The organism is Streptococcus sp. OMI750, from assembly GCF_047463895.1.
Lineage (GTDB): Bacteria > Bacillota > Bacilli > Lactobacillales > Streptococcaceae > Streptococcus.
This window is the reverse complement of record NZ_JASHCZ010000001.1, coordinates 851,941-865,241: the sequence shown is the minus strand read 5'-3', so window position 1 is coordinate 865,241 and position 13,301 is coordinate 851,941. Positions and strand designations below refer to the sequence as shown.

The 13,301-nt window shown below is 42.8% G+C and carries 14 protein-coding genes; 12 read left to right on the top strand and 2 right to left on the bottom strand.

Annotated features, from left to right (window positions below; translation table 11 throughout):
* Positions 1-105: 105 nt before the first annotated feature.
* Complete coding sequence (locus tag QM830_RS04385; protein WP_414325751.1) at positions 106-948, bottom strand: DegV family protein; 843 nt, start codon at positions 946-948, stop codon at positions 106-108.
* Positions 949-1,077: 129 nt separating this feature from the next.
* Between QM830_RS04385 and QM830_RS04380 the strand changes: the two genes are divergently transcribed.
* The 3 genes from QM830_RS04380 to QM830_RS04370 all read left to right on the top strand — a co-directional run bounded on the left by QM830_RS04380 (position 1,078) and on the right by QM830_RS04370 (position 3,199).
* Complete coding sequence (locus QM830_RS04380) at positions 1,078-1,647, top strand: TetR/AcrR family transcriptional regulator (protein WP_037599347.1); 570 nt, start codon at positions 1,078-1,080, stop codon at positions 1,645-1,647.
* Positions 1,648-1,746: 99 nt separating this feature from the next.
* A complete protein-coding gene (locus QM830_RS04375) occupies positions 1,747-2,319 on the top strand; it encodes an HD domain-containing protein (protein WP_414325750.1) in 573 nt (190 codons plus the stop codon).
* A gap of 37 nt (positions 2,320-2,356) precedes the next feature.
* On the top strand, positions 2,357-3,199 hold the full coding sequence (locus QM830_RS04370; RefSeq protein ID WP_414325749.1) for a CPBP family intramembrane glutamic endopeptidase: 843 nt from the start codon (positions 2,357-2,359) through the stop codon (positions 3,197-3,199).
* Between the two features lie 124 nt (positions 3,200-3,323).
* Here the strand turns inward: QM830_RS04370 and QM830_RS04365 are convergent, their stop codons facing one another.
* A complete protein-coding gene (locus QM830_RS04365; protein WP_414325748.1) occupies positions 3,324-4,202 on the bottom strand; it encodes a polysaccharide deacetylase family protein in 879 nt (292 codons plus the stop codon).
* Between the two features lie 176 nt (positions 4,203-4,378).
* Between QM830_RS04365 and QM830_RS04360 the strand changes: the two genes are divergently transcribed.
* From QM830_RS04360 to QM830_RS04320, 9 genes are all read left to right on the top strand, one after another.
* Positions 4,379-5,665, top strand: coding sequence for a homoserine dehydrogenase (locus tag QM830_RS04360; RefSeq protein ID WP_414325747.1), 1,287 nt, complete (start codon positions 4,379-4,381; stop codon positions 5,663-5,665).
* 2 nt (positions 5,666-5,667) lie between these two features.
* Positions 5,668-6,534 (top strand): homoserine kinase, encoded by an 867-nt coding sequence (thrB, locus tag QM830_RS04355; protein WP_414325746.1) that lies wholly within the window; start codon positions 5,668-5,670, stop codon positions 6,532-6,534.
* Positions 6,535-6,660: 126 nt separating this feature from the next.
* Positions 6,661-7,599: a hypothetical protein gene (locus QM830_RS04350; RefSeq protein ID WP_414325745.1), complete on the top strand. Its 939-nt coding sequence runs from the start codon at positions 6,661-6,663 to the stop codon at positions 7,597-7,599.
* A 196-nt stretch (positions 7,600-7,795) separates the two neighbouring features.
* The gene (murB, locus tag QM830_RS04345; RefSeq protein ID WP_009731239.1) at positions 7,796-8,692 is read left to right on the top strand and encodes a UDP-N-acetylmuramate dehydrogenase; all 897 of its coding nucleotides are present in this window, start codon (positions 7,796-7,798) and stop codon (positions 8,690-8,692) included.
* A 208-nt stretch (positions 8,693-8,900) separates the two neighbouring features.
* Positions 8,901-10,058, top strand: a complete 1,158-nt coding sequence (locus tag QM830_RS04340; RefSeq protein WP_009731238.1) for an ABC transporter ATP-binding protein — start codon at positions 8,901-8,903, stop codon at positions 10,056-10,058.
* On the top strand, positions 10,039-10,845 hold the full coding sequence (locus QM830_RS04335) for an ABC transporter permease (protein ID WP_009731237.1): 807 nt from the start codon (positions 10,039-10,041) through the stop codon (positions 10,843-10,845). Before QM830_RS04340 ends, QM830_RS04335 begins: the two co-directional genes overlap by 20 nt.
* Positions 10,842-11,615, top strand: a complete 774-nt coding sequence (locus QM830_RS04330; protein ID WP_009731236.1) for an ABC transporter permease — start codon at positions 10,842-10,844, stop codon at positions 11,613-11,615. The genes QM830_RS04335 and QM830_RS04330 overlap by 4 nt, the downstream gene beginning before the upstream one ends.
* Entirely contained in the window at positions 11,612-12,682 is a 1,071-nt protein-coding gene (locus QM830_RS04325) for an ABC transporter substrate-binding protein (protein ID WP_009731235.1), read from the top strand. The genes QM830_RS04330 and QM830_RS04325 overlap by 4 nt, the downstream gene beginning before the upstream one ends.
* Before the next feature lie 147 nt (positions 12,683-12,829).
* The gene (locus QM830_RS04320; RefSeq protein ID WP_009731234.1) at positions 12,830-13,273 is read left to right on the top strand and encodes a hypothetical protein; all 444 of its coding nucleotides are present in this window, start codon (positions 12,830-12,832) and stop codon (positions 13,271-13,273) included.
* Positions 13,274-13,301: the final 28 nt, after the last annotated feature.

The following is a 13,301-nucleotide window of genomic DNA, read 5'->3' as shown; positions in this document are numbered from 1 at the left end:
ATGAAATCAGCGTAGTAGAGCCCACTCAACCACTGCGTCTTGCTCGACAATCCAAAAACAATTGAGAGGCTAGGACAAAAGTCCTAGCCTCTTTTTAGTGGTAACTTAGATCTCATAGCCCATGAGGAGGCCGCCTTCTTCGGCGTAGAAACTACAAAGTCCGGAAGTAGGAAGAACTTCGATGTTTGCACGGGCAAATTTTTCACGAACCAATTCAGAGAATTGCTCGATAAATTTTTCATTGTTGCGGTGGGCGATGGTAATATGCCCGCCATTATAGCCTGCCTTGATTAATTCATCAAAAGCAGCCTTGATCGCTTTCTTTTGGCCCCGTGCTTTTTGAAGCAACTCGAGGGTACCCGTCTTACCAGCTTCCCCAACCATACGGATATTGAGGAGCCCGACAACCGTTCCAATCAATTTGCTGAGACGCCCATTTTTGACCAGATTATCAACCTTGGCCAAAACAAAGAGCAACTTGGTTTTTTCTTGATATTTGGTGATGACTTCGACTACTTGATGAAAATCGAGACCTTCAGCGACCAACTGATTGAGCTTGCGAACGATTAGGTCCACCTCGCCCCCAGCTGACAAGCTATTAATGACGTGAATATTGGTATTCGGATGCTCTTCCAGATAAATTTTCTTGGCCACCTCAGCACTATTGTAACTACCAGAAAGGGTACCTGTGATGGTAACAACGAAGATATTATCCGCCCCTTCAAAAGACTTCATATAGTCATCCGGACTTGGACAGGCAGACTTAGAAGCAGTCGCAGTCGCATACATCTCCTCCATCATATGATCGATATTGAGTTGGGCGTCATCTGTATAGATGGTCTCGCCCACTTGGATGGTCAATGGAACACTGACAAACTCTGTATCTGGTGCCAGATTGTCCAAAGAGCGGTAGTCGCAGCCTGAATCCGCAATAATTTTCCATTTCATTAGTAATTACCTCATAGTTATATAAAAATGTACATTGACAAGTAGTATGTCTTCTTTTACAATTATATCATGAAGTGCAATGCTATCCAAGCAGATATCATCAGGTGAGACAGATAGAAAGTAAATGTTATGGCAGAAAGAAAAATATCCGAGAAATCCTTGGAAAATCTCAAACGATTTAACCAAGAAAACAATGCGATTACACGAGAATCCATTGAAATCTCTCTCCTGCAACTATTGGAGAAAAAAGATCTGAAAAAGATCACCATCTCTGAGCTGGTTCAGCGTGCGGGTGTCTCTCGCGCGGCCTTTTACCGCAATTATGGATCAAAAGAAGAGATTCTAGAGTCTATCTTTCAATCTAGTATCGCAAAGATTACCAAGTCTTTAGATGGCTATAACCTCAAGACAGATCTCTACCAAGTCTGGGTCTACCTCTTTAAGGAAGTCAAGAAAGAAGCCAAGATCATTAGCCTGGCCATTGATTACAATTTCGAGCGCCTCTTGACCAAGGCAGTCTATGACTTTTTAGAAAAGCGAAATGGCAGCTCATCAAATGGCGCTGGCAGCTACCTCAATTCTTTCTGGAGCTCAGCTATTGTCTCTGTCATCTCCAAGTGGATCAAGGATGGCATGAAGATCCCAGCTGAAAAAATAGCTACGTTAGGTCTCCCCCTCTTTCCACAAAAGAAGAAGTGATCACCACCGAGAGGTGGTTATAAAGTAAACTGCCCCTCTCCATAACTAGTTCAAATGAATAGATAAAACTGAGCACAGATTGAACAAAGGACAAGAACGATGATGGAAGAACGAATTCTTGCTGCTAAGCAGTATGTGAAAAGCTTATTTGCTGATCGAGCGGATGGCCATGATGTGGAGCATACCCTCCGCGTCTATACCAATGCTATGATAATCGCTCAAGCAGAAGGTCCATGTGATCTGGAGATAGTAGGCTTGTCGGCTCTTCTTCACGATGCTGATGATGATAAATTGTTTCAAACAGAGAAACATGCGAATGCTCGTAAGTTTCTAGAAGAGATCGGTACTCCTAAAAACCAAATCGACCAGATTTGTCGGGTAATCAATGCTGTTTCTTTCAGCAAAAATCGCGGTAAACATCCAGAAACCTTAGAAGGCAAGATTGTCCAGGATGCAGACCGCCTGGATGCGATAGGAGCTGTAGGAATTGCGCGAACTTTTTCCTATGGTGGCCACAAAGGGAGGTCCCTCACTGATACCGTCCAACATTTCCATGACAAGTTGCTCCTCTTAAAAGATGAAATGAACACGGAGACTGCTAAACAAATGGCAGAAAGTCGCCATCAATTTTTAATTACCTTTCTAAATGAACTAGAAAAGGAATTGGACTGAGTAAACTATTGAAATTAGACTCATTTGAAAGGAAGATATGCTAAATAGACTATTGAAAACCCCCATTTTAAGTTGTTCAATGATATTTATTATCTGTTCAGTAGCAAGGGTAATTGAATATTTCTATATGAGGACAGACGAAACTTTTTTATCGGAGAATTTTCTACACAAATTATTTGGAATACTATTATTGTGGGGAATTCTTTCAATTAGCAAATTAGGATGGAAAGATATTGGTTTTACTTCTAACGGAATCATGAGTGGTGTAGGAAAGGGCCTGCTCTTTGGTTTAGTGTGCGCCATCTTTTCATATGTAGTTGAATGTCTTACCCTCTTTTTACTTCATGGAAATGTTTACGTATCGTTTTACGCTAGTGGTTTTTCCTTAACCAATGAAAAAGGATCACATGCAGGAATCTTATTTATCCTCTTAAGTGTTTTATTTAACCTGATAAATGTCTGGATGGAAGAAGGAATATTTCGTGGCCTTTTCACAAAAATTCTTGAAGGAATTTCTTACCGTAGAAGTCTATTTTTCATAGCCGTTTTATTTGGAATATGGCATTTGGTAATGCCGTTTAGAGATTTTCTTCAAGGAGAATCTTCCCTCACAAATCTTATTGTTATGGGAATTGGTTATGTCATCCTATCGGGAATGATGAGCATCAAATGGTCCTTACTCTACAAAATGACAGGTTCCTTGTGGCTAGGATTAGGAGACCATCTTTTCAACAATCTAGCTTCAAATCTGGTTCATGTTGTCTCAAATTCTGAAGGGGATAGTTTGCAGATAGTAAGAATTCTTCTGTGGCAGTTGTTGTCATTTGCAATTGTTTTGATCATTTATACAAGAAAGTCAAAGACGATAGCTAATCAATGATGAAGCTTTTTTAGGAATTTTTGAATCCTATTACAGTTTATAAACCGACGGTTTAAAAAGGAATTGTTTATAAGGAAGTAACAAAAATCCCCTGTCTGAAATGATCTCAGACAGGGGTCTTTCTTTATTCTTGGATCATGGCTAGGAGATCCTCTCCTGTAGTGGTTGGAAGGATCCGAACTCGTTTGAGGGAATAGAGGCCATCAGCGGAGCTGGCGAGTCCATTTTTAGTGGTGAGGCCCAGTTTGTAGTCAGCTTTCTTGGCTTGGTCGATCGTGACCTGGCTGTAGCGACCAGATGGGTAGACGATAACGCTGGTATTTTGATCCAGCACCTTATCCAGCAGGCGTTTAGAAGCGACGAGCTCATTCTTTTGGGTCTCAAGGCTGGAATTGGCTAGGTCTGGATGATTGACCGTATGGCTTTCAAAGGTCAAGCCAGCATGTTTCATCTCTTTGATTTGGTCAAAGGTCAGGACATTTTCTTTTTCCTGTTGAGTAAAGTCTGTGATGATATTGTTAGTGGCCGTCATCTTATATTTTTTAAGAAGCGGATAGACGATGGTATAGAAATCCTCGACGCCATCATCAAAGGTCAACCAGACATATTTCTTTCCTTTGGGAACTTCGTTCTTTGCGAGGATCCGATAGGCCTCCTCAGGGGTCAGTGTGTAGTAACCCGCTTTTTTCAGGGCCTTTAGTTGGCTTTCAAAGGTTTCTGGATCAACTATCAGATTGGCATTGGCAGCTTCGGACTCAGCCATATTATGTACAGAGTGGTACATGAGGATGGGCAGTTTGACCGGCTTTTTCACTCGGGTCCACTCGATAGAGGAGCTGTCTTCATCTAGCGAGCGCGTCATGGCAGTGTTACTTGTATTTCCATCACTGGGTTGAGTGATCCGTTTGATCAGAAGAAAGCTACAAATAAAGATAGAAACCAGAAGAAGGGCATTGATCCCAAGTAGGATTTTGATTTTTTTAGGTAGTCTTCGTTTACTCATGGTGTCACCGCTTTCATTATTTTCTTTATTGTACCACAAATTCTATGTTCTTTTCCAGAACTTGCTACAGCTTGCTATTGTCATGAAGATTCAGACTTTTTAAGGCAATTGGCTGTAAAAAACGCAAGTTTTTGTTATAATGGACCTATTATAGAAAATTCAAGGAGACCCATAGGATGTCTGTTAAGATTGCCTTACTAGGATTTGGTACTGTTGCCAGTGGCGTACCATTTTTATTAAAAGAAAACCATGAAAAGATTAGCCAGGCTGCTCAGGATGACATTGAGATTGCCAAGGTCTTGGTTCGCGATGATGCGGAAAAGCAAAGCTTGCAAGCGGCTGGCCATGACTACAACTTTGTGACCAATGTCGATGAGATTATTGAAGACAAAGAGATTGCCATCGTAGTTGAATTGATGGGCCGGATTGAGCCAGCGAAGACCTTTATCACCCGTGCTCTTGAAGCTGGTAAGCATGTGGTCTCTGCGAACAAAGACCTTCTAGCTGTTCATGGAAGCGAATTGCTAGAGGTTGCAAAAGAACACCAAGTAGCTCTTTATTATGAAGCTGCAGTAGCTGGGGGGATCCCAATCCTTCGCACCTTGGTGAATTCTTTGGCTTCTGACAAGGTGACCAAAGTACTCGGTGTGGTCAATGGAACATCCAACTTCATGATGACCAAAATGGTCGAAGAAGGCTGGACCTATGAAGATGCTTTAGCAGAAGCGCAACGCCTTGGTTACGCTGAAAGTGACCCAACCAATGACGTCGAAGGGATCGATGCAGCATACAAGATGGTGATCTTGAGTCAATTTGCCTTTGGGATGAACATCCAATTTGACCAAGTAGGTCACAAAGGGATCAGCCAGATCACTCCTCAGGATGTTTCGGTTGCACAAAGCCTTGGTTATGTGATCAAACTGGTCGGCTCTATCGTTGAAACAGAGTCAGGGATTGCAGCAGAGGTGACACCAACCTTCCTTCCAAAACAACACCCACTTGCTGGTGTGAATGACGTTATGAATGCGGTCTATGTGGAATCGATCGGGATTGGTGAGTCTATGTACTATGGACCAGGTGCAGGCCAAAAACCAACTGCGACTAGTGTCGTAGCCGACATCGTTCGCATTGTCCGTCGTCTAAAAGAAGGAACAATTGGTAAAGCCTTCAATGAATACAGTCGTCCCCTTCAATTGGCTAAGCCTGAAGATGTGAAGAACAATTATTACTTCTCAATCAAGGCACCAGATGCGACTGGTCAAATTTTGCGTCTCGCGGAGATCTTTAATGCAGAAGGAGCTTCCTTCAAGCAAATCCTCCAAGAAGACTCAGATGGTCACTATGCAAGTGTGGTCATCATTACTCACCAAGTCAACCAAACCCAATTCAAGAACTTGGTTGAAAAACTGGATTCAGAGCCGAATTTCGAACTCTTGAATACCTTTAAGGTCTTGGGAGAATAAGCATGAAGATTATTGTTCCAGCAACCAGTGCCAATGTAGGGCCCGGATTTGATTCTGTTGGTATCGCTGTTTCTAAGTATTTGACCATTGAAGTCCTTGAACCAGCAGATGCTTGGTTGATTGAGCATGATCTAGGAGCAGGAATTCCGACAGACGAGAAGAACCTCTTGCTCTCGACAGCCCTTTCCATCTCAACTGATATGCAGCCCCATCGGATCAAGATGACCAGTGAAGTGCCTTTGGCGCGTGGTCTTGGTTCTTCTAGCTCTGTCATTGTAGCTGGGATTGAGTTAGCCAATCAATTAGCCGACCTCCAGCTATCAGATGATGAAAAATTACGTATCGCGACCAAGATTGAAGGTCATCCGGACAATGTAGCCCCAGCTATTTTTGGGAACTTGGTCATTGCCAGTTACATCGGTGAAGATGTCCAATATGTGACAGCTGACTTCCCAACTTGTGATCTGGTAGCCTTTGTTCCCAGCTACCAATTGAAGACCAGTGATAGCCGCAATGTTTTGCCGATAGAATGGTCTTATAAGGAAGCTGTTGCAGCCAGTAGTGTAGCCAATGTGGCTATCGCAGCCCTCCTCAAAGGCGACTTGGTAACGGCTGGTCGCTCCATCGAGTTGGATCAATTCCACGAGCGCTACCGTCAATCCTTGGTTAAAGAATTCCCTCAGGTCAAAGAAGTTGCGCATCAACACGATGCTTATGCCACTTACCTTTCTGGTGCAGGTCCAACGATCATGAACCTTTTGGCACCGGAGCATACCGCATCCTTTGTAGCAGCTCTCGCAGCACTTGGGCTAGATGGTCAGATTTTCCAGCTTAAAATCGACACATTTGGCGTTTGTGTCGAGAAATAAGACTGAATGTAACACAATTGAAAAAAGGATGTATACATTTGTATATGTCCTTTTTCTTGATCCTATGGTAGAATAAGGAACTGTATGGGGAAATGCTCAAGCTTTCCCAATCATGTAGGGGGAAAAATGAAACCAGAATATTTACATAATATTGCTACAGATCTTGGTCTGCAGTTTGATAGTGAAGCGCGTGTCATGTATGGAGAGCGCGAGGGATTTTTATTAGTCATTGAAGGAACGGAAACCAAAAATGTTTTTAACATTTCATTCAGTGCTAAGCAAGGATCAGAGGGAGATTTGATCGAAGAGGGAAAAGACATCTGGGATGACTTAAAAACACAATCAAAAGCCATTCATGCGATTTCCTTCAATGATTATCTAACAACTGTCGTCGTCAAAGGTGGGATGACCAAAGGGAAGGCTGTCGAAACCTTGTGGACAGCCATCCAAGATATTGTCGATTTCTTGCTCAACCACCAATTCGTGCAAGTCAATGCGGCAACGGGTGAGGAAGAACCAATTGGTCTGTATCAAATCGGTGATACCATCTATTTAATCGATGATGCTACCTTCCAGGACTACCATGCAGAGGTTCAAGATACGGTTCAAGCATACGACGATCGGAAAGAAAACTTCCTTTTTGGGATAGTTGGGGCCGTAATCGGTGTGATCATCGGTGGAGCAGTTGCCCTCTTAGTAGCGCGTCTCGGCTATGTATCTGTTTTGGCAGGTGCAGCCCTCGGTTTTTGTACCATCAAGGGTTATGAGATTCTTGGTAAAAAATTGACTAAAAAAGGTGTGGTAGTTTCAGCAATTTTAATGGTCTTGACGGTCTTTTTGGTCAACCAATTAGATTATACTTTGGCGCTTATGAGTGAACTGGATTTGCCATTTGATATGACCTGGACGCTTCTCAATGAAGCGACATTCCAAGGGGACGTCCCAGATAACTTTTATTTGAATCTAGGCTTGTTAGCTGTCTTCACTCTTGGTGGTGCTTGGATTTCAGTTCAATCAGCTCTGGAAGGGAAAAAGAATCGTGCCATCGCACGTAAAATTGCCTAATTTATTAGAAAAGAAAAAAGCTGGGCAGGCCGTGTCCAGCTTTTGCTATTTCCTAGTAGTGAGTGCGTCCAATACTTTTTAAATTGGCTTGAAGAGGCTGGTGAATTTACCAGCCTCTTTCTTTATTGGGGGTCGAAAAAAAGTCAAAAATTTGGTATAATAGTTTGTATTTTATAGAGAGAGAACATATTGAAAGATGATCGAAAAAATGAACCAAATTCTTGAAGGGATTGATATCCGTTTTCAAGAACCATTAAAACATTATACCTATACAAAGGTTGGGGGAAATGCTGAATTTCTGGCCTTTCCTCGCAATCAATACGAATTAAAACGCATTGTACGCTTTGCGAACCAGGAGAATATTCCATGGATGGTCCTGGGGAATTCTTCTAATATTATTGTCCGAGATGGGGGCATTCCTGGTTTTGTTATTATGTTTGATCGCTTGAGGGACATTAGTGTAGATGGCTATGTGATCGAAGCAGAAGCAGGTGCAAAACTCATCGAAACGACTCATGTAGCCCTGTACCATAGTTTAAAGGGATTTGAGTTTGCAAGTGGTATCCCAGGAAGTGTCGGTGGGGCTGTTTTTATGAATGCTGGAGCTTATGGGGGAGAGATTGCTCATGTTCTGGTATCTTGTAAGGTCTTGACCAAGGAAGGGGAAATTGAAACCTTGTCGGCGAAAGAGTTGGCTTTTGGCTATCGTCACTCAAAGATTCAAGAGACAGGTGCTGTCGTCATCTCTGCCAAATTTGCTTTGTCTCCAGGTAATCATGAGCAAATCAAACAGGAGATGGAGCGTTTGACCCATCTTCGTCAGCTCAAGCAACCTCTTGAATACCCTTCTTGTGGATCGGTCTTTAAGCGTCCAGTAGGCCATTTCGCTGGTCAGTTGATTAGTGAAGCAGGACTAAAAGGCTATCGAATCGGTGGTGTTGAAGTCTCTGAAAAGCATGCTGGCTTTATGGTCAATGTGGACAATGGAACAGCTAAGGACTATGAAGATTTGATCGCTTATGTCATTGAAGCAGTCGAGGCTCATTCAGGTGTCCGTTTAGAACCAGAAGTTCGCATTATCGGCCAAGCCTAAGAACGTTAGTATTGAAGAACAATTGATAGTGTAAACATCGATAGCATCTGTTGGAGAGGGGGTGAGTGCCTATCGATACCGTAAATAGGTGGGGCAGTCTAGTAAGTCCCCGAGAGGTATTGGTGGCCTGACAGGTTTTCCTGTCAGCCGCTGCGTTTTCGTTTGAAAAGCAGTTTGGTAATCGCAGTAAAGAAGGAATTTATGTGAATTGAAAAAACCAATTATTGAGTTTAAAAATGTTTCAAAGGTCTTTGAAGATAGCGGAACCGTTGTCCTAAAGGATATCAATTTTGAATTGGAAGAAGGGAAGTTCTATACCCTGCTCGGTGCATCTGGATCAGGGAAATCGACCATCCTTAATATCATTGCCGGTCTTTTGGATGCTAGCGCTGGAGATGTCTACCTTGATGGGGAGCGGATCAATGATGTCCCAACCAACAAGCGGGATGTCCACACAGTCTTTCAGTCCTATGCTCTGTTTCCTCATATGACGGTCTTTGAAAATGTGGCTTTTCCCCTTCGTTTGAAGAAGGTAGACAAGGCTGAAATCGAGAGACGAGTAACAGAAGTCCTCAAGATGGTGCAATTGGGAGGCTTTGATAAACGTTCCATCCAGAAACTTTCTGGTGGGCAACGCCAGCGGGTAGCTATTGCACGGGCTATTATCAATGAACCACGAGTGGTCCTTTTAGATGAGCCTTTGTCTGCACTTGACTTGAAACTTCGAACAGACATGCAGTATGAGTTGCGAGAATTGCAACAACGCTTGGGCATTACCTTTGTCTTTGTTACCCACGACCAAGAAGAAGCCCTTGCCATGAGTGACTGGATTTTTGTCATGAATGAAGGGGAGATCGTCCAATCTGGGACACCAGTTGATATCTATGATGAACCGATCAACCACTTTGTAGCCACCTTTATCGGGGAGTCCAACATCCTTTCAGGTCGCATGATCGAGGACTACTTGGTTGAATTCAATGGCAAACGTTTTGAAGCCGTCGATGGGGGAATGCGTCCAAACGAACCAGTCGAAGTCGTCATTCGTCCTGAAGACTTGCAAATCACTCTTCCTGAAGAAGGCAAGCTCCAAGTGAAGGTGGACACCCAGCTCTTCCGTGGTGTGCATTACGAGATCATCGCCTATGATGATTTGGGAAATGAGTGGATGATTCACTCAACCCGTAAGGCTATCGTGGGAGAAGTCATTGGGCTAGACTTTGAACCAGAAGATATCCACGTTATGCGTCTCAATGAAACCGAAGAAGAATTCGATGCGCGGATCGAAGAGTACGTTGAAGTGGAAGAGCAAGAAGCTGGTTTGATTAATGCCATTGAGGAGGAAAGAGATGAAGAAAACAACCTCTAATCTATTTATCCTCCCCTATTTCTTGTGGATTTTTCTCTTTGTCTTGGCTCCTGTAGTCATGATCATCTTTCAATCCTTTTTCAACGTTGAAGGGCAGTTTTCACTTGAAAACTACAAAGAGTTCTTTACTTCGCAAAATCTGACTTATTTAAAGATGAGCTTTAATTCGGTCCTTTATGCCGGAATTGTCACCTTGGTGACGCTCTTGATCTCCTACCCAACTGCTTACTTTTTGACGCTTCTCAAACACCGGCAGTTGTGGTTGATGTTGATCGTCTTGCCGACCTGGGTCAATCTCTTGCTCAAGGCATATGCCTTTATCGGAATCTTTGGCCAAAACGGCTCCATCAATAGCTTTTTAAGCTTTCTCGGAGTCGCTCCCCAGCAGATCCTCTTTACCGATTTCTCCTTTATCTTTGTAGCTAGCTACATCGAGTTGCCTTTTATGATCTTGCCGATCTTTAACGTCTTAGATGACTTAGATCCAAACTTGATCAATGCCAGCTATGATTTGGGTGCCAATCGTTGGGATACCTTCCGTCGTGTGGTCTTCCCCTTGTCCATGAATGGTGTCCGCTCAGGTGTGCAGTCTGTCTTTATTCCTAGTCTGAGTCTCTTCATGTTGACACGGATGATCGGTGGAAACCGCGTCATTACCTTAGGGACTGCGATTGAACAGCACTTCCTGACAACACAAAACTGGGGAATGGGTTCTACCATCGGAGTTGTTCTGATCCTTGCCATGCTCTTTACCATGTGGGCAACGAGAGAAAGGAGAGAACGATGAAAAAAGTATCTCATTTCTATCTAGGTTTCGTCTTTCTGATCCTCTATCTTCCGATCTTTTATTTGATCTTTTATGCTTTCAATGAAGGGGGAGATATGAATGCCTTCACAGGCTTCACACTTGAGCATTTCAATGAGTTGTTCGCAGATAGTCGCCTGATGCTGATCTTATCAGAGACTTTCCTGTTGGCCTTCTTGTCAGCCTTGATTGCGACGGTGATCGGAACCTTTGGAGCCATCTATATATACCAATCAAAGAAGAAGTTAGAAGGACCATTGCTTTCCATCAACAACATTCTTATGGTAGCGCCAGACGTTATGATCGGGGCCAGCTTCTTGATTCTCTTTACGACGGTGAAGTACCAGCTAGGTTTCCTTTCTGTTCTGGCTAGTCACGTGGCTTTCTCGATTCCTATTGTGGTCTTGATGGTTTTGCCACGTCTCAAGGAAATGAACCGGGATATGGTCAATGCAGCCTATGACTTGGGAGCTACCCAAGTGCAAATGCTCAAAGAGATCATGTTGCCCTATCTGACACCAGCTATTATCGCCGGCTACTTTATGGCCTTTACCTATTCTCTTGATGACTTTGCCGTGACCTTCTTTGTAACCGGAAATGGTTTTACAACCTTGTCTGTAGAGATCTACTCACGTGCGCGTCAAGGGATTTCCCTCAGTATCAATGCCTTGTCCGCCCTTGTCTTTCTCTTTAGTGTGCTCTTGGTCATCGGTTATTACTTTATTACCCGTGAGAAGGAGGAAGCAGCATGAAAAAACTTTATTCATTCCTAACTGGGATTGTCCTTGTCATTCTGGTCCTCTGGGGAATTAGTCACCAGATCGAAGCGAGCATGAATACCAAGAATAGTGACAAGCTGGTCATCTATAACTGGGGAGATTATATTGATCCTGAATTGCTCCAGGAATTCACCAAAGAGACAGGGATTCAGGTGCAGTATGATACCTTTGATTCCAATGAAGCCATGTACACCAAGATCAAACAGGGGGGCACGACCTACGATATTGCGATTCCTAGTGAATACATGATTGCTAAGATGATGGATGAGCATCTGGTTGAAAAATTGGATCAATCCAAGATCAAAGGGATGGAAAACATTGATCCAAAACTCCTGAACCAATCGTTTGATCCGGGCAACCAATATTCCGTTCCTTATTTCTGGGGAACCTTGGGGATTATCTACAATACCAAGATGGTCAAAGAAGCACCAGAACACTGGTCAGATCTCTGGCGTGAAGAGTACAGAAATGACATTATGATGTACGATGGGGCGCGTGAGGTAATGGGAATTGGTCTCAATACCTTGGGCTATAGTCTCAACGAAAAGGATCCAAAGAAATTGCAAGAGGCGGTGGATAAACTCTACACCTTGACGCCAAATATCAAAGCTTTGGTGGCAGATGAGATGAAAGGCTATATGATCCAAAACAATGCAGCTATTGGGGTGACTTTCTCAGGGGAAGCCAGCCAAATGTTGGATGCCAATGAGGATCTTCGCTATGTCGTCCCAACGGAAGCCAGCAACCTTTGGTTTGATAACATTGTCATTCCAAAAACCGTTAAAAATAAAGAAGCAGCATATGCCTTTATTAACTTCATGCTTCGTCCTAAAAATGCTTTGAAAAATGCTCTTTATGTCGGCTACTCAACGCCAAATAAAAAAGCCAAAGCCATGTTGCCAAAAGAAATCCAAAATGACCAGGCCTTCTATCCAAGTGATGAAACACTGGACCATTTGGAAGTCTATCAACAACTTGGAAAAAAATGGCTCGGAATCTATAATGATCTTTACCTTCAGGTCAAGATGTATCGAAAATAACACAAAAGGAACCTCCGGGTTCCTTTTTGATTACCTTAGAAAAGCTCTAACTAGTGAGTTAGATTGAGATTCAAATGAAAGATGCTATAATAGTAAAGAAAGTGACTGGCCCATTCAGTCACGAAATGATTGATAGGAGAAAAAGAAATGAAGAGACGAGTGGAATTATTTTTGATCATCCTGTTACCGATTCTAGGACTTTTACTTCTAGGAGGAAAGATCATGAACATGACGAAGAAACCAGAACAGAAGGTAACGGCTTCTTCTTCAAAGAAAGTTGTACAAAAATCAAAGGAAGAAATAAAAAAAGAGCAAATCGCTTATCTCAAAGAGCACGAGCAAGAAATCGTCGATTTTGTGAAAGCTCAGAGTCCAAAAGTTGAATCCGTTCAGATTGATTGGGATGAAACTCAGATGAGTGATGGTGGACTTACAACTCCCGAATATAATATGAATGTTTTTGGGCGCATTAATCATATTGACGATTCTGGTTGGGGAATAGATATTCCAATTAATAATGATCAGTCAATTGAAATGCGAGAAATGTTTATGCTCCATGAACTTACGATTGGCGGAAAGCCTATTTCCTAATCAAGTACAATGGATTTTGAAAATGAAC

Excerpts from the sequence above, each read along its gene's own strand:
- QM830_RS04385 (WP_414325751.1), bottom strand. The coding sequence starts at position 948 with ATGAAATGGAAAATTATTGCGGATTCAGGCTGCGACTACCGCTCTTTG.
- QM830_RS04380 (WP_037599347.1), top strand. The coding sequence starts at position 1,078 with ATGGCAGAAAGAAAAATATCCGAGAAATCCTTGGAAAATCTCAAACGA.
- QM830_RS04375 (WP_414325750.1), top strand. The coding sequence starts at position 1,747 with ATGATGGAAGAACGAATTCTTGCTGCTAAGCAGTATGTGAAAAGCTTA.
- QM830_RS04370 (WP_414325749.1), top strand. The coding sequence starts at position 2,357 with ATGCTAAATAGACTATTGAAAACCCCCATTTTAAGTTGTTCAATGATA.
- QM830_RS04365 (WP_414325748.1), bottom strand. The coding sequence starts at position 4,202 with ATGAGTAAACGAAGACTACCTAAAAAAATCAAAATCCTACTTGGGATC.
- QM830_RS04360 (WP_414325747.1), top strand. The coding sequence starts at position 4,379 with ATGTCTGTTAAGATTGCCTTACTAGGATTTGGTACTGTTGCCAGTGGC.
- thrB (WP_414325746.1), top strand. The coding sequence starts at position 5,668 with ATGAAGATTATTGTTCCAGCAACCAGTGCCAATGTAGGGCCCGGATTT.
- QM830_RS04350 (WP_414325745.1), top strand. The coding sequence starts at position 6,661 with ATGAAACCAGAATATTTACATAATATTGCTACAGATCTTGGTCTGCAG.
- murB (WP_009731239.1), top strand. The coding sequence starts at position 7,796 with ATGATCGAAAAAATGAACCAAATTCTTGAAGGGATTGATATCCGTTTT.
- QM830_RS04335 (WP_009731237.1), top strand. The coding sequence starts at position 10,039 with ATGAAGAAAACAACCTCTAATCTATTTATCCTCCCCTATTTCTTGTGG.
- QM830_RS04330 (WP_009731236.1), top strand. The coding sequence starts at position 10,842 with ATGAAAAAAGTATCTCATTTCTATCTAGGTTTCGTCTTTCTGATCCTC.
- QM830_RS04325 (WP_009731235.1), top strand. The coding sequence starts at position 11,612 with ATGAAAAAACTTTATTCATTCCTAACTGGGATTGTCCTTGTCATTCTG.
- QM830_RS04320 (WP_009731234.1), top strand. The coding sequence starts at position 12,830 with ATGAAGAGACGAGTGGAATTATTTTTGATCATCCTGTTACCGATTCTA.